The organism is Bradyrhizobium sp. ma5 (assembly GCF_042258955.1).
Lineage (GTDB): Bacteria > Pseudomonadota > Alphaproteobacteria > Rhizobiales > Xanthobacteraceae > Bradyrhizobium.
Map to the genome: position 1 here is coordinate 3,097,627 of NZ_CP170156.1, position 26,508 is coordinate 3,124,134.

26 protein-coding genes and 1 pseudogene are annotated in these 26,508 nt (G+C 65.4%); 10 read left to right on the forward strand and 17 right to left on the reverse strand.

The window, feature by feature from the left end:
* Nucleotides 1–57 precede the first annotated feature (57 nt).
* A complete protein-coding gene (locus tag ACE103_RS14175; RefSeq protein WP_375779925.1) occupies nt 58–462 on the reverse strand; it encodes a hypothetical protein in 405 nt (134 codons plus the stop codon).
* Here ACE103_RS14175 and ACE103_RS14180 point away from each other — a divergent pair.
* Genes ACE103_RS14180 through ACE103_RS14190 form a run of 3 tightly spaced genes read left to right on the forward strand, consistent with a single transcriptional unit; the run spans nt 461 to nt 2,255 of the window.
* Nucleotides 461–1,036, forward strand: a complete 576-nt coding sequence (locus ACE103_RS14180) for a hypothetical protein (protein ID WP_375779926.1) — start codon at nt 461–463, stop codon at nt 1,034–1,036. The genes ACE103_RS14175 and ACE103_RS14180 overlap by 2 nt on opposite strands.
* Nucleotides 1,037–1,068: 32 nt before the next feature.
* Nucleotides 1,069–1,614: a sigma-70 family RNA polymerase sigma factor gene (locus tag ACE103_RS14185; RefSeq protein ID WP_212311080.1), complete on the forward strand. Its 546-nt coding sequence runs from the start codon at nt 1,069–1,071 to the stop codon at nt 1,612–1,614.
* A gap of 2 nt (nt 1,615–1,616) precedes the next feature.
* A complete protein-coding gene (locus ACE103_RS14190) occupies nt 1,617–2,255 on the forward strand; it encodes an NrsF family protein (RefSeq protein ID WP_375779927.1) in 639 nt (212 codons plus the stop codon).
* On the opposite strand, the gene ACE103_RS14195 is transcribed toward ACE103_RS14190, so the two are convergent.
* Entirely contained in the window at nt 2,252–3,358 is a 1,107-nt protein-coding gene (locus tag ACE103_RS14195; protein WP_173641768.1) for a DUF2336 domain-containing protein, read from the reverse strand. The genes ACE103_RS14190 and ACE103_RS14195 overlap by 4 nt on opposite strands.
* 61 nt (nt 3,359–3,419) lie before the next feature.
* Nucleotides 3,420–4,568 carry a GGDEF domain-containing protein gene (locus ACE103_RS14200; RefSeq protein ID WP_375779928.1) on the reverse strand — a complete coding sequence of 383 codons (1,149 nt, stop codon included), beginning with the start codon at nt 4,566–4,568 and terminating at the stop codon, nt 3,420–3,422.
* Nucleotides 4,569–4,986: 418 nt separating this feature from the next.
* On the opposite strand from ACE103_RS14200, the gene ACE103_RS14205 reads away from it, so the two are divergent.
* From ACE103_RS14205 to ACE103_RS14220, 4 genes and pseudogenes are all read left to right on the forward strand, one after another.
* Nucleotides 4,987–5,556, forward strand: a complete 570-nt coding sequence (locus ACE103_RS14205) for a sigma-70 family RNA polymerase sigma factor (RefSeq protein WP_092125157.1) — start codon at nt 4,987–4,989, stop codon at nt 5,554–5,556.
* The gene (locus ACE103_RS14210; RefSeq protein WP_375781105.1) at nt 5,556–6,302 is read left to right on the forward strand and encodes a hypothetical protein; all 747 of its coding nucleotides are present in this window, start codon (nt 5,556–5,558) and stop codon (nt 6,300–6,302) included. The genes ACE103_RS14205 and ACE103_RS14210 overlap by 1 nt, the downstream gene beginning before the upstream one ends.
* 36 nt (nt 6,303–6,338) lie before the next feature.
* Nucleotides 6,339–8,003, forward strand: a pseudogene (locus ACE103_RS14215) (S8 family serine peptidase).
* A 542-nt stretch (nt 8,004–8,545) separates the two neighbouring features.
* Complete coding sequence (locus ACE103_RS14220) at nt 8,546–9,040, forward strand: TIGR03809 family protein (protein ID WP_375779929.1); 495 nt, start codon at nt 8,546–8,548, stop codon at nt 9,038–9,040.
* An 8-nt stretch (nt 9,041–9,048) separates the two neighbouring features.
* On the opposite strand, the gene ACE103_RS14225 is transcribed toward ACE103_RS14220, so the two are convergent.
* From ACE103_RS14225 to meaB, 5 genes are all read right to left on the reverse strand, one after another.
* Entirely contained in the window at nt 9,049–10,419 is a 1,371-nt protein-coding gene (locus ACE103_RS14225) for a TIGR03808 family TAT-translocated repetitive protein (protein WP_375779930.1), read from the reverse strand.
* Nucleotides 10,420–10,799: 380 nt separating this feature from the next.
* Nucleotides 10,800–11,666, reverse strand: a complete 867-nt coding sequence (locus ACE103_RS14230) for an aldo/keto reductase (protein WP_375779931.1) — start codon at nt 11,664–11,666, stop codon at nt 10,800–10,802.
* A 282-nt stretch (nt 11,667–11,948) separates the two neighbouring features.
* Nucleotides 11,949–12,428 carry a RidA family protein gene (locus ACE103_RS14235; RefSeq protein ID WP_375779932.1) on the reverse strand — a complete coding sequence of 160 codons (480 nt, stop codon included), beginning with the start codon at nt 12,426–12,428 and terminating at the stop codon, nt 11,949–11,951.
* 119 nt (nt 12,429–12,547) lie between these two features.
* Complete coding sequence (locus tag ACE103_RS14240; protein WP_375779933.1) at nt 12,548–13,195, reverse strand: pyroglutamyl-peptidase I; 648 nt, start codon at nt 13,193–13,195, stop codon at nt 12,548–12,550.
* On the reverse strand, nt 13,192–14,184 hold the full coding sequence (meaB, locus tag ACE103_RS14245) for a methylmalonyl Co-A mutase-associated GTPase MeaB (protein WP_223968273.1): 993 nt from the start codon (nt 14,182–14,184) through the stop codon (nt 13,192–13,194). The genes ACE103_RS14240 and meaB overlap by 4 nt, the downstream gene beginning before the upstream one ends.
* A 158-nt stretch (nt 14,185–14,342) precedes the next feature.
* Here meaB and ACE103_RS14250 point away from each other — a divergent pair, with 158 nt between their 5' ends.
* The gene (locus tag ACE103_RS14250; protein ID WP_375779934.1) at nt 14,343–14,813 is read left to right on the forward strand and encodes an SRPBCC family protein; all 471 of its coding nucleotides are present in this window, start codon (nt 14,343–14,345) and stop codon (nt 14,811–14,813) included.
* A gap of 14 nt (nt 14,814–14,827) precedes the next feature.
* On the opposite strand, the gene ACE103_RS14255 is transcribed toward ACE103_RS14250, so the two are convergent.
* From ACE103_RS14255 to ACE103_RS14295, 9 genes are all read right to left on the reverse strand, one after another.
* Entirely contained in the window at nt 14,828–15,631 is an 804-nt protein-coding gene (locus tag ACE103_RS14255) for a DUF3298 domain-containing protein (protein WP_375779935.1), read from the reverse strand.
* 36 nt (nt 15,632–15,667) lie between these two features.
* Nucleotides 15,668–17,824: a methylmalonyl-CoA mutase gene (gene scpA, locus ACE103_RS14260; protein ID WP_375779936.1), complete on the reverse strand. Its 2,157-nt coding sequence runs from the start codon at nt 17,822–17,824 to the stop codon at nt 15,668–15,670.
* A gap of 12 nt (nt 17,825–17,836) precedes the next feature.
* Nucleotides 17,837–18,307: a GFA family protein gene (locus ACE103_RS14265; RefSeq protein ID WP_375779937.1), complete on the reverse strand. Its 471-nt coding sequence runs from the start codon at nt 18,305–18,307 to the stop codon at nt 17,837–17,839.
* Nucleotides 18,304–20,178: a methylmalonyl-CoA mutase family protein gene (locus tag ACE103_RS14270; protein WP_375779938.1), complete on the reverse strand. Its 1,875-nt coding sequence runs from the start codon at nt 20,176–20,178 to the stop codon at nt 18,304–18,306. Before ACE103_RS14270 ends, ACE103_RS14265 begins: the two co-directional genes overlap by 4 nt.
* A 109-nt stretch (nt 20,179–20,287) precedes the next feature.
* Nucleotides 20,288–20,779 carry a 2-amino-4-hydroxy-6-hydroxymethyldihydropteridine diphosphokinase gene (folK, locus tag ACE103_RS14275; protein ID WP_375779939.1) on the reverse strand — a complete coding sequence of 164 codons (492 nt, stop codon included), beginning with the start codon at nt 20,777–20,779 and terminating at the stop codon, nt 20,288–20,290.
* 4 nt (nt 20,780–20,783) lie between these two features.
* On the reverse strand, nt 20,784–21,164 hold the full coding sequence (folB, locus tag ACE103_RS14280; protein ID WP_223968279.1) for a dihydroneopterin aldolase: 381 nt from the start codon (nt 21,162–21,164) through the stop codon (nt 20,784–20,786).
* Complete coding sequence (gene folP / locus ACE103_RS14285) at nt 21,161–22,018, reverse strand: dihydropteroate synthase (protein WP_375779940.1); 858 nt, start codon at nt 22,016–22,018, stop codon at nt 21,161–21,163. The genes folB and folP overlap by 4 nt, the downstream gene beginning before the upstream one ends.
* A gap of 98 nt (nt 22,019–22,116) precedes the next feature.
* Nucleotides 22,117–22,524 carry a DUF4332 domain-containing protein gene (locus ACE103_RS14290; protein WP_092125172.1) on the reverse strand — a complete coding sequence of 136 codons (408 nt, stop codon included), beginning with the start codon at nt 22,522–22,524 and terminating at the stop codon, nt 22,117–22,119.
* A gap of 60 nt (nt 22,525–22,584) precedes the next feature.
* The gene (locus ACE103_RS14295; RefSeq protein ID WP_092127034.1) at nt 22,585–22,950 is read right to left on the reverse strand and encodes a hypothetical protein; all 366 of its coding nucleotides are present in this window, start codon (nt 22,948–22,950) and stop codon (nt 22,585–22,587) included.
* A gap of 354 nt (nt 22,951–23,304) precedes the next feature.
* Here ACE103_RS14295 and ACE103_RS14300 point away from each other — a divergent pair, with 354 nt between their 5' ends.
* Together ACE103_RS14300 and ACE103_RS14305 are read left to right on the forward strand one after the other, a co-directional pair.
* On the forward strand, nt 23,305–24,924 hold the full coding sequence (locus ACE103_RS14300; RefSeq protein WP_375779941.1) for a helicase HerA-like domain-containing protein: 1,620 nt from the start codon (nt 23,305–23,307) through the stop codon (nt 24,922–24,924).
* A 96-nt stretch (nt 24,925–25,020) separates the two neighbouring features.
* Nucleotides 25,021–26,421: a M20/M25/M40 family metallo-hydrolase gene (locus tag ACE103_RS14305; RefSeq protein ID WP_375779942.1), complete on the forward strand. Its 1,401-nt coding sequence runs from the start codon at nt 25,021–25,023 to the stop codon at nt 26,419–26,421.
* Nucleotides 26,422–26,508: the final 87 nt, after the last annotated feature.

Here is a 26,508-nt window from a genome sequence, read left to right on the forward strand (position 1 = left end):
AGCGAGGCTTTGGGCCGCGGTGCGGCGCACCGCGCCGCAAGCCGCGAGGACCTCGGCCTAGGCCATGAACATACGCGCTGCGGAGGCCACCGTGAGCAGGGCGCCGAAGCCGATGAAGATCTTCCCGATCAGCGAGGTCTGGTCCCAATTCGCACTGTCGCTACTCGCCAGAACCGGGGCCGGCTTGGGTGCCGCTACGGCGGCAGGCGGCGGCTGCGTCGGCGGCGCCTCCTGCTGGGCGGTCTGCGGTTGAACCGGTTGCGGTTGTTCCGCCGGCTGCTCCTGCTGCAGGGCCCGGTCGAGGTCGTTGAGCTGGTCGGATGCGACCACGCTGCCGTCGGGTTGCGCGTCGCCGGGCTTGTCGGAGGCGGCCATCACCGGATTGACGCTGGCGGGCGCCGTGCTCGCATTACCGTCGCCGGACGTCAGCTCCGCATTGGCATTGGCGACCGTAGCGGGCATGCCCGCCGACGTCACGCTGCCGGCACCGTTCGTGGCCTTCTTGCTCTCGGATTTGTCGGCCGTCTTGTCAGTCGTCTTGGAAGACTGGTGGCGCGCATGGCGTCGGCCATGCCGCGAACTCTGGTCCGCGGACTTGTCGGTTGAAGCATTGTCGGATTTCGCCGCGGCGGGCTCCGAACCGGCCGCATACGCCGGCAACGGTCCGGCGAAACACACACAAAACCCTGTCAGCCCTGTCGCAACCATCAAGGCCAAGCGCCCGCTGGCTCTGATCTTCATTCTGATGATCTCCCCATTTCGCCCGTCCCGAACGCGAAATGAGACCCCGCTGCGTGTCTACACCGGGGCAAAAAAAGGGAATCTTCGGGCATCAGAGGGCAAAAGCTGGGCAATTTCGTCCGAGTGGATCGCCGGCACCAGCAGCACCGATGCGTGCCGGACCGATCGGTGTTATGAGCCCTTCCGTCTGCAAACCCGCCGGAGCGATTCTTTGAGGCTGATCCTCGGCGCGGCCCTGCTTGGGGACGATCATCACGAATTCGTGATGTCCTTGGCGTGCCGCGTAACAAACTGAAAGATCGGTCGAATTGCAATTCAGGAGCCTGCGTGCGCGAACGTGAGGATGAATGGACTGACCTGATGCGGTCGGCCATTTCAGGCGATGACGCGGCGTATCATCGCTTGCTCAAGGCCATCACGCCGGTACTCCGTGCCGCGGCGCGACGTGGCTTGGCGCGCGCGGGACAACCGGTCGATCAGTCCGAGGACATCGTGCAGGACATCTTGTTGGCGGTGCATTTGAAGCGACAGACCTGGGACACCAGTGCGCCGTTCGCGCCGTGGCTGTTCGCGATCGCACGCAACAAGCTGATCGACGCCCTGCGCCGCCGCGGCAGGCGCATCTTCGTCAATATCGATGATTTCGCCGAGACGCTGCCGGGAGAAACACCGGAGCCGACGGCGTCGCCCGGCGAGGTGACCGCCCAGTTGCAGGCGTTGCCCGCGCGGCAGCGCGACGTGCTGCAATCGATCGCGGTCGACAGCACCTCGATCAAGGACACCGCGGCGAAATTCGCGATGACCGAGGGCGCGGTACGGGTTGCGCTGCATCGTGGGCTTGCGAGCCTGACCGCGAAATTACGGGACCGATGAGCATGGACACGGATCAACTCATTCGCACCCTGACCGCCGACAATGCCTATCGCGCGCGTCCGATTGGCCTAGCGCTGATGCTGGCGCTGCTGGCGGCGGCGCCGGTCTCGCTGCTGATCTTCTTCGCCGAGCTCGGCGTGCGGCCCGACGTGATGACCGCGATGCATAATCCGTTCTTCGACCTGAAGTTCGCGGTGACGCTGGCGCTCGCCGCCTCGGCGATCGCGGTCAGCCTGCATCTGTCGCGGCCTGAAGCCTCGCTGCGCAGCTTCGGCTGGTGGCTGCTGATCCCCGCCGGCATCCTCGTTGCCGCGATCAGCGGCGAGATGATGATGCCGCAGCGCACGCCGATGATGACGCGGCTGATCGGCAAGAACTCGGTGGCGTGCATGACCGCGATCCCCGCAATGTCGCTGCCGCTCTTGGTCGGTGCGCTGTACGGGCTGCGGCAGGGCGCGCCGGCGCGGCCGGCGGTCGCAGGCGCGGTGGCAGGCCTGCTCTCGGCAGGCCTCGCGGCCACCGTCTATGCATCGCACTGCACCGATGACTCGCCGCTGTTCGTTGCTACCTGGTACACGCTGGCGACCGCGATCGTCGCAAGCGTCGGCGCGCTGATGGGATCGAGGGCGCTAAGATATTAGGCCGCGGGCGCGGACTGCTGCATGCGATGGAAGCGCAGCACCTGCTGCGCGGTCGACGGCCGCAGCCGCTCATAGGTGTCCTTGCAGGCCTGCAAATCGGTCGGCTCACCGCCCGAGATGTCGTCGCGCAGATTGATGATCGACCGCACCGTCGACCATGACAGGCCCGAGACCTTGGCCAGGATCATCACGCCCTCGGCGCGGGTTTCGATCATCATGTTCTCGGCGATGCTGACCGAAACATTGGCGAGCGCGGCAAGCGAGGCATTGGTCTCGTCGAACTTGCCGGCCTCGGCGAAGGCTGCGAGCTGGAATTCGTCGAGCCGGCCGTCCTGGTAGAGCGACTTGACCAGCGCATGCGCGATCGTGGTGTCCGGCGTCACGGCGGCGGGCGCCGAGCGCGCGCGTCGCGTCGCTTCCTTCACCGCGATCGGAATCTCCTTGGCCTGCTGCGGATTGGCAGCCTCGAGCCGTTGCCTGACCGTGTCCGAGGCCTTGGCGACCAGCTTGAGATAGAGATGCCGCGGGATGTTGGGGCGCAGGCCGACGCAGGTCGACAGATTGTCGTCGCCCTCGGCGCGGCTGACCAGCCGGGTGAAGCCGCGCTCGGTGAATTCCGCACCGGGATTGTTGACCGCGCTCTGGATCACCTCGTCGTTGCCGCGCAGCACCAGCACGTCGGTGACGGCGCCGCTCAGCGTCTTGCGGTTGGAGATCGCGAGCAGATGGGCCTGGCTCTTGCTCCGCGCGGTCTCGATCAGGGTGTCGTCGTCGAGCCGCGGCGACAGCGTCAGCACGGGGCCTGCGACCTCGATCAGGTCGTCGAATGCAAGGGTACGGATGGTCTGCGGCGGCGCGGTCTCGATCGGGGCGAGGCGGTTGGCGAGCAGCGCCTTGGCCGAATTTTCGATGTGCTCGAGCAGGCATTGGAAAACGTCGTCGAACAGCACGATCTGCTGGTCCGAATAGTTGACCGATCCGTTGATGAAGAGGTCGGTCACGCGGCGCAGCGTCTCGACACGGCGTGCGACGGTGCCGTGCGCGAGGGTCGTCTGCAGCTCGTCGAGCAGACTTTCGGGGGCGGTCTCGGGCTTCGAACTCATGACTCTGTCCTGGAGCAGTGGCGACGGATTCTCCGGCGCCGAATAGCGAAATGAAAGGGTGTTAGGCACTGGCGATGCGGTTGCGCCCTCGCGCCTTGGCTGCATAAAGCGCGCCATCGGCGCGGGCGAGTAATGTGTCGGAGTTTTCGTGCGGCTTGAGCGTCGTGACGCCCGCGGAGATCGTCACCTGCATGCCGGGCGAGAATGCGCTCCAGTCGAGACCGGCGATGATCGCGCGCAGCCGCTCGAGCGCGCGCATCGCCTGATCCTGCGACAGGTCGGGCAGCACCAGCAGGAATTCCTCGCCGCCGTAACGGCCGAAGCGATCGATGCTGCGGAGATTGGCGAACATGCCGATGGCGAAGGTGCGCAGCGCCTCGTCGCCGATCGGATGGCCGTAGACGTCGTTGATACGCTTGAAATGGTCGAGGTCGATCAGCGCCACGGCGCAGGAGCTGCCGTTGCGGGCGCAGCGCGCGATCTCCTCCTCGAGCGTGCGCATGATGCTGCGGCGGTTGGAGGTGCCGGTCAATTCGTCGAGCTCGGCGAGTTCCTCGATGCGCCGGTAGGCCTCCTTCAGCTTCACCCCGCTCTGATACAGCGATTGCTGCATCGAGCTCGAGAAGATGCCGAGACACATGCAGCGCCCGATCGTCAGCGCGAACACCAGCATGGTGGCGAGGCGGTCGATCCGTGTGCCGGTCGGCATCCCGATCGCCTTGTCGGTGCCGAGGAACAGCGCGGCGAGGCCCAGCACCATGATGGTCCAGACAACAGCGGTCTGCCGCGCCGAGGTACGCAGCGCACCGAAGCCGAACACCACGAACAGGTTGCAGAGGAACAGCACGCCGACTTCCGGCGCGATGTAGGTGAACACCAGCAGGTTCACCATGTTGACGGCCGATTGCGGCGCGACCAGATAGTGGTCGCGGAAGCGCTCGTGAAAGCCGCGCTCCGAAAGCAGCACATAGATGGCGACGAGGGAGAGGCCGGTCAGGGCGTAGCCGGCCGCCACCAGGACCGACGTGGTGCCGGCATGCGAGTAGATCAGCAGCACGACGGCATCGAGCACGAAGCAGGCGGCGATCATCGACTGGATCTGGCGGCGCTGCTTGGCCCGGCGAGCCAGGCGCTCGCGCGTCAGCCTTGGACGGCCGCTTTCCGATGCATCCGCGATCGGGCTGGGAAGTGACGACGCAGCGCTGCCCATGGTCTCGCCATTGCTGAAATCCGGCGAAAATCTAAGTGGGAAAGCCTTTAGGTTTGGTATCTTTCGGAACCGAATCTGCTCCGGTGAAACCCGGTCATCACCCTTGTTTCGTAAGGGGAATCCGTTCGCCCAGCCGGGGCCGGAGCGATCGGGGCGGGGGCTTGCGGCGGCGCTCGCTTTACGACAGCGCTGGCTTGCCGGCAAAGCCTTGGTATGGTCGCGCCGGATGCTGAGAGTCCGCGAGAGTTTTCACTATTATGATACCGCTTACCGAGTCCTCGGCGATTTTTCCTGATTGGAATCGTCGACTGTGTCATAGATCACACATGCGGTGCGCACATTGCCGTAATGTGAAGAATCTTGCCTCTCGCGTCGAACCACGCACCACCCCCCTCAGACCAACTTTGCGAGACGGCCATTGAGTGCGACACAGGCGGCTTCAGACGAGGTTCTGATCGCTCGGATCGCTCAAGGCGACCGGCTCGCCATGCAGGTGCTGTACGGACGGCATCATGTCAGGGTGTACCGCTTCGGGCTTCGGCTCGTGCGGGACGAACAGGTGGCGGAGGATCTCATTAGCGAGGTCTTTCTGGACGTGTGGCGTCAGGCGGGCAAATTCGAGGGACGATCCGCCGTTTCGACCTGGCTTCTGGCGATTACCCGGTTCAAGGCGTTGTCTTCGCTGCGGCGAAGGAAGGACGCCGAACTGGACGATGAGGCCGCGAACGCGATCGAGGACACGTCCGACGATCCGGAAACGGTGGTGCAGAAGAAGGACACGGGTGACACGCTGCGTAAGTGCCTGACGGGACTATCGGCGGAACACCGGGAAATTGTCGATCTTGTCTACTATCACGAGAAATCCGTGGAAGACGTCGCAGAGATCGTCGGGATTCCGGAGAACACCGTGAAGACGCGCCTGTTCTATGCGCGCAAGAAACTTGCCGAGTTGCTGAAGGCAGCCGGTGTCGAGCGAGGTTGGCCATGATGGCTGCGAGCAACAAAAAAGTGCAGGGTCAGGATCCTGACGATGTCGAGATGCTGCTGCCCTGGCACGCGGCCGGCACGCTGAACGCGCGTGACGCGCGCCGCGTCGAGGACGCGCTCGCTTCCGATCCGGAGCTGGCCAGGCAGTATGCCGTCATCCGCGAGGAATATGCTGAGACGATCGGCCTCAACGAGAGCCTCGGTGCGCCGTCGGCGCGTGCCATGCAGAAGCTGTTTGCCGCGATTGATGCCGAGCCAGAGCGCAAGCCGTCGGCGGGTGCGCGCGTGTCGGCCTCCGTCTCGGAGTTCTTTTCAAAATTGTCGCCGCGGACGCTGGCCTGGTCGTCCAGCCTCGGTGCGCTCGTGGTGCTGCTGCAGGCGGGCGTGATCGGTGCGGTGCTGATGCGCAGCGAGCCGGCCTCGTTCCAGACCGCCTCGCTTGATGCTGCCGAACAACGCAGCGCCCCCACCGCGCCGAGCGCGGCCATTGCACCCAGTGCGCCGATCACCCGCGACCTCGGCGCCAGCGTGGCGGCGGCACCGACGCGGCTGTTGGTGCGCTTCACGCCGGATGCCAGGATCGCCGACATCACGTCGCTGCTGGACGACTACCAGGGCTCGATCATCGACGGTAAGGCTGGGATGTTCCGGTTGCAGTTCCGCGCGATGGACAAGGACAGCGTCGCGGCGCTGATTGCCCGCTTGCAGAAAGAGAAGATCGTCAGGCTCGCGGTCGAGACGCCGTAAACGGCAGCTGACGGTCTGCGCCGAGTTGAGGTCATCATGACCGCCAACGGCCGGACCAGATCGACGAACAGAGCGGCCATTGCGGCTGCGGTGTTGTTGCTGGTTTGTCTTCCCAACTCCACGTATTCCCAAGGGTTCACGCGATCGCCGATCGGCGGCGGGCCGCAGCTTTCCGTCGGGCCGCGGGTCAATCCCGGCATCGGCAGGGCCGGAGGCGGGTGGGACGGCGCGGCCGGCCGCGCGCCGCTCCACGGTCCGGCTACGTCGTGGACCGACGACGGGCCGCGATCGAGCAGACCACCGTCCCTTGCACGCGACGCCCCCCGCTTCTCTGCCGATTGCGACGACGGCACGCGCCGATGCTCCGGCCGGCCGGTCGCAGTCAACGGTGGCGGCAAGGGCGCTGCGAGGAAGGGCAGGGCCGGCGGTGGCGGCAGCATACGCGCGCAGGACGTGGCGGGCACGCGAACCGTGCCGAACGAACTCGTGGCGGAGATCGATGGCGCATTGACCGAGACCCAGACCGACGCGCTGGCGCGTCGCCATGGCCTGAGGCGGATCGCTTCGCAGAATATCCCGTTGCTGGGCGCGACGATCGGCCTGTTCCGCACCGCCGGCAATCGCTCCGTCGATGCGGTGGCCCGCGACCTCGCAAGCGACAGCAGCGTCCGCTCCGTGCAGCCGAACTACCGTTACGCGCTGCAAGACCAGAAGTCGGCAGCGGGCGGCAGTGATCCGGCGCAATATGCCCAGACGCAGCTGCATCTGCCCGAGGCGCACAGGCTGGCGCGCGGGATGAACGTCACCATCGCCGTCATCGACTCCGGCATTGATGCCGCCCATCCGGAACTGGCCAACACGGTCGCGGATACCTTCGATGCGCTCGGCAGCAAGGATGGCCCGCATGCCCACGGCACCGCCGTCGCCGGCGAGATCGCGGCGCGCGTCAGGCTGACGGGGAGTGCGCCGGAAGTGCGGATCCTGGCGATCAGCGCCTTCGGTGTGGCCGCCGGCGGCGCCGAGAGCACATCCTGTGTGATCCTCAGGAGTCTCGATTACGCGGTGGCGCACGGCGCGCAGATCGTGAACATGAGCTTCGCCGGACCGCAGGACGCACTTGTCGCGCGTGCCGTGGCCGCCGCCGCGGAAAAGGACGTCGTGCTGGTTGCCGCGGCCGGCAATGCCGGCCCGAAATCGCCGCCGCTCTATCCGGCCGCCAATCCCGACGTGATCGCGGTCGGCGGCATCGATGCCGGCGAGCGGTTGATGGCGGCCTCGAACCGCGGCAGCTACATCGCGTTGGCGGCGCCGGGCGCCGATCTGCTGGTGCCGGTGCCGGACGGCAAGTACTAGCTGATGTCGGGCACCTCATTTTCGGCCGCGTTCGTCAGCGGCATCGCGGCGCTGGTGCTGGAGCGCAGTCCGGCATTGAAGCCCGCCGAGGTGCGCAAGGTCCTGACCGGCACAGACCGCGACCTCGGGACACCGGGACGTGACGATCTGTTCGGGGCGGGGGAGGCGGACGCGCTTGCTGCGGTGATGGCGGCGACCAGTGCGCCCGTCGCGACCACCGTGGACAAACCATCGCAGCCTGCACATGAGGCGGACGGCAATAACACTTCCGTGAGCCGCGCGTTGAATGAACCCGCACCCTCGATCGCATCGGACGATTCCGCAGCAAATCCCCGTGCTGCACAGTGATTTTCGGCGCCGATCGCCTGCAACGGTGCGATGGAACCGGGCTGCGAAAGGCTAAAAAAATCGCCGGCGATTTGAACGTCCGCCGCCCTCTCACGACTTATCTGTGTGGGAGCGGTTTATCCCTCCCCGGCTGTATCAGGCGCGAGCGCCCATCCACCCCAAGCGCCCATATGGCTTTGACCCGTCCGGTTGTCCCCCCGGACGGGTCTTTCATTTTGGGGGCACCCCTTGCATGACGAACGGGCCGGATGTGATCACGCTGGGCGATCGCGATGGGATGCGCGCGACGGCGGCGGCCGTTTGCTGTGGATCGTTCGGCTGCGCAGCGTTCGGAAGCGACGCGCATCGCCACCATGCAAGTCGGTGACTTGACGATGGTTCGGGCAAGGAACTCCGTAGTGGAGCGGACTTCCTTCATCGCCCGTCCGCGATTAAGAATTTAGTTAGACTTTGTTTACCTTTTCCACAGAATATCAGTGTCACGTCCAGTTGATTCGGTTCGGTTGCGTCTGCGTCCGTTTCTTTCCCTGCGGGCAAGTTGAATGACACATCGGACCGACGTGGCCAGGGGCCAGGAGATCGTTGCACGCTGGTGCAACCTCGCCGAGCAAAGGCTGGAGCACCTCAACGAGTTGTTCGAAACCGGACGCTGGCGCCGCTATCACAGCGAGCAGGCCTTTCTTGAGAACGTCAGGGAAGCACGGGCCGCGGTCGACATCTGGCGGGAGTTGCTGACCCGCGAAGCTTCGCTCGACAATTCGCCGATCGATCTGTCCTGGCTCGGCCGCGGCAAGTCGAAATTGCCGCCGCCCGAAATCTCGTCGGTGCCAGAGCGCCGCTCGGAGGCTGCGACATTGGCGGAGGCGGCGATGACCGCGGTCGCGGCCGCGATGGAAACGGCAGCCGAGGTCCTGGAGCAGCCGCTCGTTGTGGCTGACGCGCCGCCGATGGAGATGCCCCCTCCGGTGATGCCGCCGCCGGTGCTCGATCTCGACACCATCCAGCGGCGCTATCCGTTGCTGCGCAACGCGCTGTAGGCCGAAGGTTAGCGCCGCACCGCGTTCGCGCCGACCACGAGCTGCGCATATTGCTGGGCGCCGCCCACTGACAGGTCGGTCGTGATCGGGCGGGCGTGGTCGAGCCCGACCACCGCGCCGCGCGGGGTTTCCGAGATCATGTTGTTGTTGATCAGCGCGATGCCGGCGCCCGGCACCACCGAGACGCCGATGCCGACGAACGCCTTGCGCACGACATTGCCTGAGATTGCGACGTCGCGCAGATACTTGCCCCAGCCGGCGACGATGCCGAAGGTCGGTGCGTTCTCGATCACATTGCCGGTAACGGCGCTGTCGGCCTCGACATAGATGCCGATGCCGGCCCCGTCGTTCGGGTCGGTGCCAACGGGGCGTTTCGGCAACAAATTGCGGATGATGTTGCCCTGGACCACCGCGATGCGGCCGCCTTCGTTGAAATTGCACACGGAGACGCCGATCGCGGCGCCGTCGACGGTGTTGTTGGCGATGACCGCGGCCTCGAACGAGAACTCCGAATAGAGCGCGACCTCGCGGACATTGCTGACGCTGTTGTCCGTGATGTGGATGTTGGAGGCCGAATTGCCGCGCACCGCCGAGAAGTCGCAGTTCTTGATGCGGTTGCCGCGCACGATCACATTGCCGGCGCGGAAGGCGTTGACGGCGTTGCCGTACTGTCCGGAGCCGCCGGGGCCGGCCTTGATGTCCTCGATGCGGTTGTCGGCGACGATCGAGCCGTCATCGCCGATTGCGGTGCGCAGGATCTCGATGCCGTTGTCGCTGGTGCCCTTGATGGTGTTGCGCGAGACCATCAGGCCGAGCGCGTCGAACGACACCAGCGCTGTGCTCGCGATATCGGTGAAGATGTTGTTGCTGACGTCGCCCGACATCTGCTCGAACCAGATGCCGGCGCCGCCGCTGCCGGTGAATTGGCAATCGGTGATGCGGATGTCGCGGCCGGACAGGCAATGCACGAGGCCGCGCCGCGCAGGCAGCGGAACGTTGCCGCCGTCGAAGCTCAGGCCCATCAGGACGATGCCGCTGGCGCCTTCGCCTTCCAGCAGCGAGGCGCCGCCATTGAACACCAGCCGGCTGGCGCCGCGGACGCCGATCAGCTGGCTGCCGGGCGCAAGCCGCAACAGGCCGGTGCGGTAGACGCCGGGCGGAAACGCCAGCGGCACTTGCGCGCGCGCGGCATCATCGATCGCGCGCTGCAAATTGCGGGTCTGGTCGTCGGGGCTGCCGGCACGGACGCCATATTGCGTCACGTCGCGGCCGAGCGAGCCGGCCGACTGCGCGGCGGGCGCAGCATCCGGCGACATCGCAAGCGCGCCGGCGACGCCGGCGGCGGAGGCTCCGATCAGATGGCGGCGGTTGACGTCCATGGGCACAGCCCTCGCAAATAGTCGCCAGCGGTGACGTTCGCGCCCGAGTGGTAGCGCGAAATGCGGCGCGGCATGGTGAACACGCCGACGCAGCCGGGCGATTGTTGGCGGTAGGGTTAACCTCCGGTGCAGCAGGAGAATAAGGGCCCATGGCTCATTCCCAAGCGTCGTCCCGGCGAAGGTCGGGACCCATACGCTGCGGCGGATGTTGTAGGTGGGACTCGGCGTACCAGCGTTGCGCAAGAAGCAGCATCGGCGGTTATGAATCCCGGCCCCGTGCGCAATTGCGCACTAGGCCGGGGCGACACTGAATTTGTTGCGCCAGTTGTGAGTCACACATCCGCATTCTCGCGACATGCGCCGGATCTGACCCGAAGCGTTCATCCCAAATCGGCGATGTCTTCCGGCGCAAGCTTGAGGGCGGCCGCACGCACATTATCCTCCAGGTGATCGATGGATCGCGTGCCGGGGATAGGCAGCATGACAGGTGACTTTGCCAGCAGCCACGCGAGGGACAAGGCGGCATGCGTGAGACCGCGACGCGAGGCAACTTGCTTGACCTTGAGCGCCTTCAGGCCGCGTTTGCCGCCCAGCGGATACCAGGGCAGAAAAGCAATTCCAAGACGCTCGCACGCGGCGAGTACGTCTTCGCTGGTTCGGTTTCGCAGATTATACGGGTTCTGAACCGACACGATTGGTGTGATGGAGCGCGCCGCTTCGAGCTGATCAACCGTCACGTTCGAAATGCCGATATGGCGAATTTTGCCTGCGCGCTTCAAATCAGCCAATGCTTCCATCGACTCGGCAAATGGCACATTGGGGTCAGGCGCGTGGAGTTGATACAAATCGATGCGCTCCAGCCGCAACCGTTGCAAGCTGCCTTCAACCGCGCGCCGCAAATGGTCGGGGCGACCGTCCTCGATCCAGGATCGGCGGTTTGGTCGCACCAGGCCGCCCTTGGTGGCAATGACCAAACCCGGCGGGTAAGGATACAGCGCCTCCGAAATCTGTGACTCATTCGCCTCGGGGCCGTAGCTATCCGCCGTGTCGATCAGATTCACGCCAAGCTCGATCGCGCGATGCAGAACCCGATTGGCGTGCCCTCGGTCCCTTGGTCTTCCCCAGGCTGAATCTCCGCAGAGGCGCATTGCGCCGAAGCCCAATCGACTAACCGGCAAGTCACCGAGGCGAACTATTCCGGCAAGCGCCGCCCCGCTGTATGGAGACTTATCCACCCGCAACTCCATCTAATCGAAACATTCTCAGAAGAGATCCGCTTCACTCTGCGGAGTGTCGGTCTCGGTGGATAAACTCTTGCGAGCGACTTTGATCGTCAACCGATGGACAGGCATGACCGGTGGGCTTTGGGTGGTCTTTACGGCCGCAAGAGGTCGATTTACACTCTGTGAAATTGCAAATTTCTCGCGTGCGCAGCCCCAGGCTTGCGGGGGACAGCTGACTCATGCGGGTGATTGGGATCGCGTCAGCCAGTGGCCTTGGCCGATCACCTCATGTCGCATCCGGGGGCGTCAGCGGACGGCTAGTTCTGCGGCGATCACGACGGGGAGATTGAGCGGAAGGTGGGTGATGCCGATAGCGGTCCGTGCATGCGCACCGGCATCCGGGCCAAATGCCTCCAGCAAGACGTCCGAGCAACCATTGATGACGTTGGTCGTGGCAAAAAAGCCTGGCGCGACGCTCACCATACCTGAAACCGTCAGCCATGCCGAGATTCTGTCCAGGTCGCCGAGCGCTTGGCGAAGGCTGCTGAGCATAGCCAAGGCCGCGCGGCGCGCGGCGATGTGGGCTTGCTCGGCAGATACCTCAGCGCCGACCTGCCCAAATGGCCCGGCTGGAGTGCCGTCGGGATTGAGGGGCCCATGACCGGATGCGTAAGCCCGGTCGCCGTGGACGCGAACCCACGCGAACGGAACGTTTATGCCCGGCGGCACCTTGGCGGGTTGAGGAAGCACAAGGCCAAGTTGCTCCAATCTCTTCTCGACGCGCATCGCTCACGCCTCTCAATCCTGTTGTTCGGCTGAGAACGTCACTGCCAGTACTCTACCATCGTCCCCGAATTGGCAAAACCGGCACTGCCCCGCATTGGTCATCGTTGAAGCCACGTCGCTCACGCGCGCGCAGCCTGCCGGGTCAGTTTCACCAGCTCCAGCAGCATGGCTTCGCCGGCATCGACCAGCGCTTCCAGCGTGATGGATGATTTGCCTGATGCGGCCGTGCCGTCATGGGCGAGCGGCGGGACATGGACGAATTGCGCGAGGCGCAACTCGTTGTCGCCGTTGACGGCCTCGATCGCGCGCCAGCTCAGATAGTTGCAGAGATAGCTGCCGGCATCGCGGGACATCCGTGCATCGATGCCGGTGGCCAGCGCCGCGCGCAGCAGCCTTTCGCTGTGCGGCCCGAACAGCCTCGCATCGGCGCCGCCCTCGATCGATCCCTTGCGCGCATGCTGGCGGCCGGCATCGGGGAAACGGGTCGTGACCGCATTGCGGGCGCGGCTCTCGATCCGCAGATGCGAGCTGCGGCCGGCGAGGCCGAACATCAACAGCGCCTGCGGGCGACGCGTTGCGATCAGCTCGGGCAATTCGCGATCGACGGCAGCATAGGTGACGTCGAAGATGTGGCTCGTCAGCGCGACGTTGTCGAAAGCCGGGCGGCGCAGGGCGGTCAGCCGCTTCACCAGTGGCATGGTCGGGTTGAACGGCGCACCCGGGAACGGCCCGAAGCCGGTGATGATGATGCGCAGTTTGCCGCTCAATGCAGCATCTCCGCGATCTGCTCGGCGGCGACCGCGGGCGAGATGCGGCCGCCGGCGACCTCGGCCTCCATCTTCTTCACCCTGGCGCGGATCGCAGCGTCTGAGCGCAGCCGCGCCATCATCCGGCCCTCCAGCATCGACCACATCCACTTCACCTGCTGCTCCCTGCGGCGAGCCTCGAATTCGCCCGAGGCATTCATCGCGGTGCGGTGCTCGAGGATCTTCTGCCAGAGCCGGTCGAGCCCGGCGCCGGTCAGCGCGGAATAGGTCTCGACCGGCGGATGCCAGTGCTCGGAGCGCGGCGCGAGAATATGCAGCGCGCTGCGATAATCGGCGGCGGCGAGGTTGGCGCGCTTGAGGTTGTCGCCGTCGGCCTTGTTGATCGCGATCATGTCGGCGAGCTCGACGAGACCCTTCTTGATGCCTTGCAGCTCGTCGCCGGCGCCCGGCAGCATCAGCGCCAGGAAGAAGTCGGTCATGTCGCAGACCGCGGTCTCGGACTGGCCGATGCCGACGGTCTCGACCAGCACGACGTCGAAGCCGGCGGCCTCGCACAACAGCATCGCTTCGCGGGTCTTCGCCGCGACGCCGCCGAGCGTTCCGGAGGACGGCGAGGGGCGGATGAAGGCCTGGTCGGAGACGGCGAGCCGCGCCATCCGCGTCTTGTCGCCGAGGATCGAGCCGCCGGTGCGCGCCGAGGAGGGATCGACAGCAAGCACCGCGACCTTGTGGCCGCGCTCGATCAGGAACATGCCGAGCGCATCGATGGTGGTCGACTTGCCGACGCCGGGCGAGCCGGTGATGCCGACCCGCACCGCCTTGCCGGTGTCGGGCAACAGCGCCTGCACCAGCTCGCGCGCCGCCGCCTGGTGGTCGCCGCGCCGGCTCTCGACCAGCGTGATCGCCCGCGCCAGCGCGGCGCGGTGGCCGGCGCGGAGCTGCTTGGCGAGGGCGTGGATGTCGGGAGAGGCGGGCTTCGGCGAGGTCATGGGCCTTGGTTTACAACGGCTGCCGGTTGCAGGCGAGGGCGGAGTCCGCACTCGTCCCCGATCAATCGCGAGATCGGAAATCGGGTGGGCGCGGTCGATGCCATGCGGTTGATCAGGGCGCGTTCCGCATCACTGCGGACCAACATCCGGAGCCTGCCATGACCCGAGCCTATTACAGCACCGTTCTCGACCATCCGCTCGATACCGTGTGGTCGCTGATCCGCGACTTCAACAATTACCCGGCCTATATCGAGGGCGTCAGCGAAAGCGTGATCGAGGACGACAAGCGCGGCGACCAGGTCGGTGCTGTCAGGCGCTTCTGCTATCTCGGGCTCTGGGTCAGGCAACGTCTTGCGGGCCACTCGGACACGCAGCATTCGCTGACCTATGCCAGCATCGAGCCGCTGCCGTTTCTGTCGGATGCCGGTTCGGACGCGCCGCAGCCGACCCATTACGAGGGCACGATGCATCTGCTGCCGGTCGTCGAGGGCAACCGCACCTTCATCGAATGGTCGGTCAAGCTCGACACCGCGCCTGCTGACGCCGATCGCTGGCACAGCCAGTTCCAGGCGTGGATCCCGGACTGGACCGGCTCCCTGGTCAGAGCGCTGGCGCGTCAGCCAGGCTGAGCCTGCTGAAGCGGCTATTGCGGCTGATCGTCCGCGTCGGCCTTCGGCCGTGCGCCGCCAAAGATCTTCGCGCCTTCCGCCGTCAGGTACGGCTTCAGCGTCTCCCACGGCACGAAGACGACATACTGGCCTTCAGCATAGGGGCCGACGGCGTAGGGCGGGTAGTGGAAGGTGAGGCCGGAGCTCTTGCCGGCTTCGGTCGACGGCGCCAGCGTCACGGCGCCGATCTTGAGCAGGGTCGGCTTCAGCTCCTTGTACCACTCGGCGGTTGCGGTCTCGCCGGCGCCGCGCCGCTTCTTCTCGGCGTTCAGCGCCGAGACGATCGCCTTGCGCATCGCCGTCAGAGTCGGGCCGTTGTCCGCCGTCTCGGTGAAGAAGGGACGGATGCTGATGCGCTTTTTCGCCGTCGTATCCCACAGGATGGTGTTGACGTCGGTGTTCGGATGCGCGCCGAGCGTGTCCATGTAATCGTCACGCAGCACGCTGACATAGCGGCCGTCGACGACGGAGCGCACTGAATATTTGCGCTCGAATGAATAGCCGCCGCGGTCTTTGAAGAGCTCAGGCTCGTCCTTGCGCGCGGAAGCTGCCTCCGCGGCGTTCTTGTCGATCCACTTCCGGCCTTCGGCGAGGCAGTCGGCCGCCAGTGCGCTATCTGCCTTGATCTTGTCGTCGAGATAGACGTTGGCCTCTATGCTCGCATTCTTGATCGCGGCGTCGGGCTTTGGATCGACGGCGCGCGCAGGAAGGCAGAGGCAGGCCAGCAGGCCGGCAAGATCCATGATGCGGGCAGGCGTCATCGAGCGAGCGGCGCGCATGGAAAACTCCAAGTGAGGGAGGCGAAGGCGGCAGCGTTACTCCGCCGCCGCGCTATGGCCGAGCCGCGTGTTGAGCTTGTGGATCAGCTCCTCGGCGGCGTCCGAGATCACCGTGCCCGGCGGGAAGATCGCCTCGGCGCCGGCGGCATAGAGCGCATCGTAATCCTGCGGCGGCACCACGCCGCCGATGATGATCATGATGTCCTCGCGGCCGTGCTTCTTCAGCGCCGCCTTCAATTCCGGCACCGCGGTGAGATGCGCTGCTGCGAGCGAGGAGACGCCGAGAATGTGGACGTCGTTCTCGACCGCCTGCCGGGCGGCCTCGTCGGCGGTTGCGAACAGCGGCCCGATATCGACGTCGAAGCCGACATCGGCGAAGGCGGATGCGATCACCTTCTGGCCGCGGTCGTGGCCGTCCTGGCCGATCTTGGCGACCAGGATGCGCGGGCGGCGGCCCTCGGCCTCTTCGAAGGCGTCGATCAGCGCCTGCACCTTTTCGACCTTGTTGGACATCGCCGCTGCCTCTCGCTTGTAGACGCCGGTGATGGACTTGATCTCGGCACGGTGGCGGCCGAACACCTTTTCCATGGCGTCTGAAATCTCGCCGACGGTGGCCTTTGCGCGCGCGGCGTCGATCGCCAGCGCCAGCAGATTGCCGTTGCCTTCGCCCGCCGAGCGGGTCAACGCGGCCAGCGCCGCATCGACGTCCTTCTGGTTACGCTCCTTCTTGAGCCGCGCCAGTTTGTCGATCTGGAGCCGCCGCACGGTGGAGTTCTCCACCTTCAAGACGTCGATCGGCCGTTCGTTCTCCGGCTTGAACTTGTTGACGCCGATCACCGCCTGGCGGCCGGCATCGATCCGGGCCTGCGTCTTGGCGGAGGCTTCCTCGATTCTGAGCTTCGGCACGCCGGCCTCGATCGCCTTGGCCATGCCGCCGAGTTCCTCGACCTCCTGGATGTGACCCCAGGCCTTTGCCGCGAGATCCTGGGTCAGCCGCTCGACATAGTACGAGCCGCCCCAGGGATCGATGATGCGGTTGGTGCCGCTCTCCTGCTGCAGGAACAGCTGGGTGTTGCGGGCGATGCGCGCCGAGAAATCGGTCGGCAGCGCCAGCGCTTCGTCGAGCGCGTTGGTGTGCAGCGACTGGGTGTGGCCCTGGGTTGCCGCCATCGCCTCGATGGTGGTGCGCATCACATTGTTGAACACGTCCTGCGCGGTCAGCGACCAGCCCGAGGTCTGGCAATGCGTGCGCAAGCTGAGCGAGCGCGGGTCCTTCGGGTTGAACTGCTTGAGCAGCTTGGCCCACAGCAGCCGTGCGGCGCGCATCTTGGCGACTTCCATGAAGAAGTTCATGCCTATCGCCCAGAAGAAAGAGAGGCGAGGGGCAAAACGATCGACGTCGAGACCCGCGGCAAGCCCGGCGCGCAGATATTCGACGCCGTCGGCCAGCGTATAGGCGAGCTCGAGGTCCTGCGTCGCGCCGGCTTCCTGCATGTGGTAGCCGGAGATCGAGATCGAATTGTATTTCGGCATCCGCTGCGAGGTGTAGGCGAAGATATCCGAGATGATCCGCATCGAGGGCGTCGGCGGATAGATATAGGTGTTGCGCACCATGAACTCTTTCAGAATGTCGTTCTGAATGGTGCCCGACAGTTTTTCCGGTGGCACGCCTTGTTCCTCGGCGGCTGCGACGAACAGCGCGAGGATCGGCAGCACCGCGCCGTTCATCGTCATCGACACGCTCATCTGGTCGAGCGGAATGCCGGCGAACAGCGTGCGCATGTCGTAGATGGAATCGATCGCGACACCGGCCATGCCGACGTCGCCGGAGACGCGCGGATGATCCGAGTCATAGCCGCGATGGGTGGCGAGGTCGAACGCGACCGACAGGCCCTTCTGTCCGGCGGCAAGGTTGCGGCGGTAGAAGGCGTTGGAATCCTCCGCCGTGGAGAAGCCGGCATATTGCCGGATGGTCCAGGGCTGGTTGACATACATGGTCGGGTAGGGGCCGCGCAGATAGGGCGCGATGCCCGGCCAGGTCTCGAGGAAGTCGATGCCTTCCAGATCGGCCTCGCCGTAGACGGACTTCACCGGAATGCCCTCGGGCGTCAGCCAGGGTTCGGCGCTCGCGCCCGGCATCGCCGCGGCAACGGGCTGGAAGGCGACATCGGCGAAATTGGGAATGCGGGTCATTCCTTGGATTCCTTAGTCATGGTCCGGATGCTGATGGCTGACGATGCTTGCCATCTTCTCCGGTCCGTAATTCTGCATTGTGGTCTGGCTCGGGAGATTGGCGATGCCGACCACCCAGCCGTGGCGGGACTCGGTTCCGAATTGCTGCGTCGGGATCACCCGGTCGGGCCGGTCGAAGGCGCCGGTCATGATCTCGATGCGGGGACCGTCGATCCGCCGGAAGCTGAGCGGCGTGCCACACGCGGCACAGAAGTCGCGCTCGGCGATCGAGGAGGATTTGAACGCCGCCGGCTTGCCCCGGGTCCAGGCGAAATCCTCTTTGTTGATGTCGGCGAAAGAGGCGAACGGCGCGCCGGAGGCCTTTTGGCACATCCGGCAATGACAGATGCTGACGCGGTTCGGCGCCGCCGACACCGCAAAGCGCACGGCGCCGCACTGGCAACCGCCGGTCAGAACGGGTTTCGCTGGTGCCTCTGCCGTCATGCCTGCTCCATCCGCCGATAGGCGTCGCGCAATGTCGCCAGCGCGTCGCCGCCGGCGAAGACGAACTCACCGATGCCGGCCGCCCGCAGCGCCGCTTCCTGGTCGCCGGGCCGCCCTGCCAGATAGATATGCCTTGCTCCGGCGCCGTGAAGGGCCTTGGCGGCCTCAGGGGCGCTGACGGCATAGACCTTATCGGAGGAACAAAGGCACGCCATCGCGGCGCCTGAGGCCTTGAAGGCGGCGGCAAGCGCCGCGGTGTCGGCAAAGCCCTCGCTGTCGATGGCCTCGATCCCGCCGGTCTCGAAGAAGCTTTTTGCAAATGTGGCGCGGGCCGTGAAATCCGCTGGCGTGCCGAGATTGGCGAGGAAGATTTTCGGCCGCGCGCCACGCGCCTTCAAGGCGGCGTCGGACTTGTCGCGCAACGCCTCGAACGGTTCGGCGAGCCGCATCGGCGCGAGGGCATCGAATCTGACCTTGGCTCCTGCCGCGGACACCGGCGCTGCCGGCTTCACATCCAGGATTGCGAGGATCGCTTCGTGCAGGTTCGGGAATTCGCTGGCGCCGGTCAGCACGTCGCGGCGCTTCGCCACGTTGGCTTCGCGCTGCGCTCGTGTCGCGGCGACTTTCTGTTGCAGCAGTCCTTGCTCGAGCGCGGTGAAGATGCCGCCGGCGTTCTCGATCTCCTGGAACAGCGTCCACGCCGCCTCGCAGAGCTGCGAGGTCAGCGTCTCGATGCCGCCGGCGCCTGCCGCGGGATCGGAAACCTTGGCCAGGTTGGATTCGTCGAGCAGCACGAGTTGCGTGTTGCGCGCCACGCGGCGGGCGAAATCGTCCGGCAGGCCGAGCGCCAGCGTGTGCGGCAGCACGGTGATCGCATTGGCGCCGCCGAGCCCGGCCGCAAAGGTCGCGATCGTCGCGCGCAGCATGTTCACGTTGGGGTCGCGCTGGGTCAACATCCGCCAGGCGGTCTGCGCATTGACAAAGATCGGCTTCGGCGCGAGGCCGCAGGCCTCTTCGATCCTTGCCCAGAGACGACGCAGCGCGCGGAATTTTGCCATGGTCAGGAACTGGTCGGCATCGGCGCTGAGCCGGAACGACATGGCTGCGCGCGCCGCATCGAGATCGAGCCCTGCGCTTTCCAGCATGCGCAGATAGGCGAGCGCGGTCGCGAGCGTGAAGGCGAGCTCCTGCACCTCGGAGCCGCCGGCATCATGCACCGGCCGGCCGTCGGCCAGCACGAACGGTCCCTTGAAGCCGCGCTTGATCAGGCCGTTGACGACCTGGCCGAACGACTTTTCGTAATTGGGCCAGGCGATGGCGGCTGCACCTCGTACCGCAATCGTGCTGAGCGCCTGGTAATTGAAATGCAGGTCGAGCTTGGCGGGATCGAGCTTGCGGGCCTCGACCATCTCGGCAAACGTCTCGCCGGCGTTCTCGCGTCCGATCACCGGGTTGAGCGCGATCATGATGCCGGCATCGAGATGGACGCCGCCGCAGGCCCGCGCCAGCGTCTTCTTGCTGGCGTCCGTGAGACCGAAGCCGCGCGCGCCGGGACCGCCGGCGAACTCGAATTCGAGGCCGGTCGCTCCGTTCTCGAGATCCTGCAAGGCCTGCGCATTGGCCTGCGCGGCGTCGGGATGATCGACCCGTTGCAGGATCTGCCAGGGAGTGGCGGCGGCGCGGCCGGGAAGCGGGCTCAGATTGGTGGCGCGGCGATAGATCGGATCGATCCTCAGGCCGTCATAGGTCTTGCCGACCAGCTTCTCGAACGGCGCGCCCTTCAGCACGCCGTCGACCAGCTTGCGCCAGTCGTCATAGGTCGCAGCAGCAAAATCCGAAGCCAGAGCCAAATCGTCAGTCGAGGTCGTCATCCGCCCAAATCGTCCTTCATCGGCCCCGCGACGGGGGCCCCCTTGATTTGGCCGGAAATTGCCACGGGCGGGCGGCCAAGCCAAACGGTTGTTTGCGCTCGTGCGGCTTTTAATCGAGGTCCGCTAGACGGAAAATACCGTCGGTCGAGACCCCAGCCAGCGCATCCGCGACGCGGCGCCCGGCGATGACGCGGTCGGGAACGATCTCGGCCAGCGGCACCAGCACGAAGGCGCGCTCGAACAAACGCGGGTGCGGCAGCGTCAGTTCCGGCTTGTCGAGTGTGACGTCGTCATAGGCGATCAGGTCGAGGTCGAGGGTGCGCGGCCCCCAGCGCTGCTCGTTCTTGCGGTCGCGGCCGAATTTGCTTTCGATCTTGTGCAGCGTGAACAGCAGCGCGTGCGGGTCGAGGCTGGTGTCGATCTCGATGCAGGCATTGGTGAAGCTGTCCTGCTGCTGCTCGCCCCAGGGCGGCGTCGAATAGTCCGACGAGCGCGCCACGAGCGCCGCTTGCGTCATGCCGCAGATATTGGCGATCGCCTTGCTAAACGTCGTGCGGACGTCGCCGACATTGCCGCCGAGTGCGATCAGGACATCAGCCATCGGTTCAACCGTGCGGCGGCGGATGCCGCGAGCGGGTCAGCACCACGCCGACATCGTCGAAGATCGCGGCGATCGGCGCATGCGGCTTGTGCACGGTGACCTTGACCGCCCTCACGCGCGGGAAGCTCGCCAAGATGTCATCGGCCACCGCGCCGGCGGCGCGCTCCAGCAGCTTGTAGTTGGTGTTCTTGAATGCCGATGTCGCGGTCGCCACCACGTTGGAATAGGACACCGTGTCGGAGAGGCGGTCGGTGCGCGAGGATTCCGAGAGGTCGGTATAGAGCTCGAGGTCGATGACGAAGCGCTGCCCGACTTCGGTCTCATGTTCCATCACGCCATGACGGGCATGGATGACGATCCCGGTGATGAAGATCGTGTCGGTCATTGCTGTCCCTCGATTGCCGCGGCCACCCGCAGCGCCTGAACGGTTTCCGCGACGTCGTGCGCACGGATGATGCGGGCGCCATGCTGCGCAGCGATCAGATGCGCCGCGATCGAGCCGCCGATCCGCTGTTGCGGTTCGGAGGCCACGACCGTGCTGATGAAACGCTTGCGCGAGGCGCCGACCAGCACCGGCAGGCGGAACGCATTGAGCTCGGCGAGCCGCGCCAGTGCGATCATGCTCTGCTCCGGCGTCTTGCCGAAGCCGATGCCGGGATCGAGCACGATTCGGTCGTCGGCAATGCCGGTGCGCGCTGCGATCTCGAGCGAGCGTTCAAAGAAGGCCGTGATGTCCTGCATGATGTCGATCGCGGGATCCGCCTGCTCGCGATTGTGCATGATGATCACGGGCACGCCGCGCGCGGCGACGAGCGGCGCCATGCCGGCATCGCGTTGCAGGCCCCAGACGTCATTGGTGATCGCAGCGCCCTGGTCGAGCGCCCAGGCCACGACCTCCGACTTCATGCTGTCGATCGAGACCGGCACGCCGAGCGCGACCACCTCGGTCAGCACCGGCTTCAGCCGCGCCATTTCGGCCTCGGCGGTGACCGGCTGCGAGCCATAGGGGCGGGTCGATTCCGCGCCGATGTCGATGATGTCGGCGCCCTCGGCGATCAGCCTGCGGGCCTGCGCCAGCGCCTGTTCGGGCGCGATGAACTGGCCGCCGTCGGAGAACGAGTCCGGCGTGACGTTCAAGATACCCATCACCGCCGGATAGGGCCGCGACAGCAGCGCCGGCAGCACCGCCGATACGGCCGGGCCGGTCACCGCCGATGCTATGGGCTTGCTCGCCATCATGCGGTGGCTTTGCGCTGCCCGCAGCGGCAAGTCAAGGTGTCGCGATGATGGCTGGCGCGGGTGGCCGCGGGTGCGGTTAAGGCAGGCTAATAGTGATGCTAATAGGTGATCTTGAGCGGCAGCTTGCGTGCCTGTTCGATCAGCAGCTCGACCGATTTCTCTGACGGCATCACGCGGACGAGCTTACGCCGCACATTGGCGTCCTTCATGCTCTGCGCCAGACGCGACGGGTTGCGCTGCGCGAGCTCCCGCACGGTGGTGACGCCGGCGGCGCGGACCAGCCCGACCTTCGCCTTGCCCATGCCGGGAATCCGCATGTAGTCGGAGATGTTGGCCCATTCGAGCAATTGTTGTTCGCTGATCCCGGTCTTGGCGGCGAGCGCCTTGCGTCCCTTGACGGTGCGGGCGGCTTCAAGCAGTGCGTCGGTCGTGCGGATACCCTGCGATTTCAGTTTGGTGGCGCAATAGGCGGACAGGCCTTCGATCTCGGAGAGGGGGTATGTCATGATACTCGTATGCAGGTAACAGGTAGAAGGAAGCGCGCGCAGGGGCGTTCGGAAAGTGCTTCAGGCGAACTGGCTGAGGCCCGGCGTCCCCGAGATGATCTCGCCCATTTGATCCGCTCCGATTTTGTCGCGGCCGAACCTGAAAAGTTCACGCGCGACGTTCTGAATTTCACCCATGCTCAGGCCAAGCGCCATCAGCCGGGTGCCGACAGCCATCAGGCCGCCGCCCATCAACCGCGATAAACCACCGCTGTTGTTGGAGGCGGCGATTGCCGCTTCGGCGCCGGGGATTTGGTCGATCAGAGCCTGGACTTTGTCGGACGGTCCCTCGTTACGGAGGAAACCCAGAACGATGCCGATGGTTTTTTCAGCGACAGCGCCATCGATGCCGGCCTTCGCGGCCAGCTGTCCAACCAATTCGTCCATCTTGCCCCGCCTCAACCGGACTTTGCCGGATCGTTCTTAAGGATTTATCTTGAGCGCCTGTGTCACGAAATACAAGCGATCCGCGCATTTCAGTTGGTTTTCTTTTTCAATCGCGCTGTGACTGTGGCCTCGTTGCAAGAGTGAGCGGCGGATTCACACCATCTTGTCGCAATGCGCAATGCCTTTCGTCACTTCGCCGGGAATAAAATATGAGGAACCAGTGGCGCGACAATATACGTCAGCTCGCGCTGACGGTTTCAATCGACCGGCAAGATGCAATATGATGGCACTGGTTCGCTATTGAACCGGGTGTGATGATCGAAACGATCTAAATCTGCGCGAAGAGGCGAAGCGATGGCGACCTCCGACAACAAGTTGGCCGATACCGACGAGAAGATTTTTATCGGCAAGGGTGAGGAGACAGCCTGGTTGACGCTGGCGCTGGCCAACCGGCATGGCCTCGTCACCGGTGCAACCGGAACCGGCAAGACCGTCTCGCTTCAAGTCATGGCTGAAGGATTTGCGCGCGCCGGCGTTCCGGTTTTCGCAGCCGACATCAAGGGCGATCTCTCCGGTATCTCCGAGGTCGGCGAGGCCAAAGACTTTATCGTGAAGCGCGCCCAGCAAATGGGCCTGACCTTCCAGCCCGATCAATTCTCGACCGTGTTCTGGGACGTGTTCGGCGAGCAGGGTCATCCGGTGCGCGCCACCGTCACCGAGATGGGCCCGCTGTTGCTGTCGCGAATGCTCGATCTGAACGACGTGCAGGAAGGTGTGCTCAACGTCGCCTTCCGGGTCGCCGACGAGAATGGCCTCGCGCTGATCGACATGAAGGATCTGCGCGCCCTGCTGGATGCGATCGCGCCCGACAGCAGCAAGAAGGGTGCAGACGACGGCGAAGATCCGCTGGCGTCGATCCGCAAGGCCGCGCAGAGCTACGGCAACGTGTCCAAGGCGACGGTCGGAACGATCCAGCGCCAGCTTCTGGTGCTCGAGAACCAGGGCGGCGCGAAGTTCTTCGGCGAGCCCGCGCTGACGCTGAAGGATTTCATGCGGACCGACCGCGACGGCCGCGGCATGGTTAATATCCTCGTCGCCGACAAGTTGATGCAGAGCCCGCGGCTTTACGCCACCTTCCTGCTCTGGATGCTCTCGGAACTGTTCGAAGAATTGCCGGAGGCCGGCGACCTGCCGAAGCCGAAGCTGGTTTTCTTCTTCGACGAGGCGCATCTGCTGTTCACCGACGCGCCGAAGGCGCTGATGGACAAGATCGAGCAGGTGGTGCGGCTGATCCGCTCCAAGGGCGTCGGCGTCTATTTCGTCACGCAGAATCCGATCGACGTGCCGGACAAGGTGCTGGCGCAGCTCGGCAACCGTGTGCAGCACGCGCTGCGCGCCTTCACGCCGCGCGACCAGAAGGCGGTTGCCGCCGCCGCGCAGACCTTCCGGCCCAATCCGAAGCTCGATACCGCGCGGGTGATCATGGAGCTCGCCAAGGGCGAGGCGCTGGTCTCGTTCCTCGAGGGCGGCGGCACGCCGTCGATGGTCGAGCGCGTCATGGTGCGCCCGCCGTCGGCGCGGATCGGGCCGATCACGCCGGAGGAACGCAAGGCGATCATGGATGCGAGCCCGGTGAAGGGCAAATACGACACCGCGATCGACGCCGAGTCCGCCTACGAGATCATCCAGAAGCGTCTCGCCGGCACGGCGACGCCCGCAGACGGTGCGCCTGGCGAAGGCGGCGGTATCCTCGGCCAGATCGGGGCCATTGCCGCCACGATCTTCGGCACCAATGTCAAGCGCGGCCGGCTCTCGACCGGACAGGTGATCGCGCGCAACGTTACGCGCTCGGTGACCGACAAGGTGGTCGGCGGCGTGGTCGCAGATCTCGGCAAATCGGTCGGTGGTTCGGTCGGCGGCTCCATCGGTCGCGCATTGGTGCGCGGCGCGCTCGGCGGAATCCTGCGCAGGTAGCATCGCGATCATCCGGCCGGAACGGGCGACCGACTTTGCCTCCGGCGGCCGGCGCGCTACAACGTCGGCAATGTCCAAACAAAAAGGATATGAGCGATGTCCAACGCCAAGCTGCAGCCCGTCCTCGACCGTATCGACGCCGATTTCGACAACAGTCTCGAGCGGCTGTTCACGCTGCTGCGGATCAAATCGATCTCGGCCGATCCGGCCTTTGCCAACGACTGCAAGGCGGCTGCCGATCACCTCGCCAAGGATATCGCAACCCTCGGCTTCAAGACCGAGGTGCGCCCGACCGCCGGCCATCCGGCCGTGGTCGGCAAGCTGAACGGCGCGACCGACGGGCGCCCCCATGTGCTGTTTTACGGCCACTACGACGTGCAGCCGGTCGATCCCTTGAATCTCTGGCACCGTCCGCCGTTCGAGCCCGTGGTGACCGACCACGTCGACGGGCGCAAGATCATCGTCGCGCGCGGCGCCGAGGACGACAAGGGACAGCTGATGACCTTCGTCGAGGCGTGCCGGGCCTGGAAGGCGGTGACGGGGTCGCTGCCGATCGACATCACCATCGTCATCGAGGGCGAGGAGGAGATCGGCTCGAAGAATTTCGTGCCGTTCCTCGAGGCCAACAAGGCCGAGCTCAAGGCGGACTTCGCGCTGGTCTGCGATACCGGCATGTGGGATCCGAACACGCCCGCGATCACGACCTCGCTGCGCGGCCTGGTCTACGACGAGGTTAAGATCAAGGCCGCCAATCGCGACCTGCATTCCGGCGTGTTCGGCGGCGGCGCGCAGAATCCGATCCGCGTGCTGACGCGGATCCTCGGCGGCCTGCACGACGAGAACGGCCACATCACCATCCCCGGCTTCTATGACGGCGTGAAGGATCTGCCGCCGGACATCCTGGCGCAGTGGAAGCAGCTCAATCTGACGGCGGACAGCTTCCTCAAGCCGATCGGCCTTTCGGTGCCGGCCGGCGAGAAGGATCGGCTCCTGATCGAGCAGGTCTCCTCGCGTCCGACCTGCGACATCAACGGCATCGTCGGCGGCTATACCGGCGAGGGCTCGAAGACGGTGATCCCGGCGGAGGCGTCGGCGAAGGTCTCGTTCCGCCTGGTCGAGGGGCAGGATCCCGAGAAGATCCGTCAGGCGTTCCGCGATTACGTGACGGCGCGCCTGCCGGCGGATTGCAAGGCCGAGTTCATCGATCATTCCTCTGCGCCGGCGATCGCGCTCGACTGGAACATGAAACCGCTGGCCGCCGCCCGCCGCGCGCTGACCGACGAATGGGGCAAGGAGGCGCTGCTGGTCGGCTCCGGCGCCTCGATCCCGATCGTCGCCGACTTCAAGCGCACGCTCGGCCTCGACAGCGTGCTGGTCGGCTTCGGGCTCGACGACGACAACATCCATTCGCCGAACGAGAAGTACGACCTCAAGAGCTACCAAAAGGGCATCCGCTCCTGGGCGCGGATTCTCGCCGCCTTCGCCGACGCCAAGTAGCGCGAGGCGCGAACGCAAAAACGCCGCCCGGAATTGGGCGGCGTTTTGATTCAGGTCGTGTAGAGGGTGTTGGCGGCCAGCTTACCC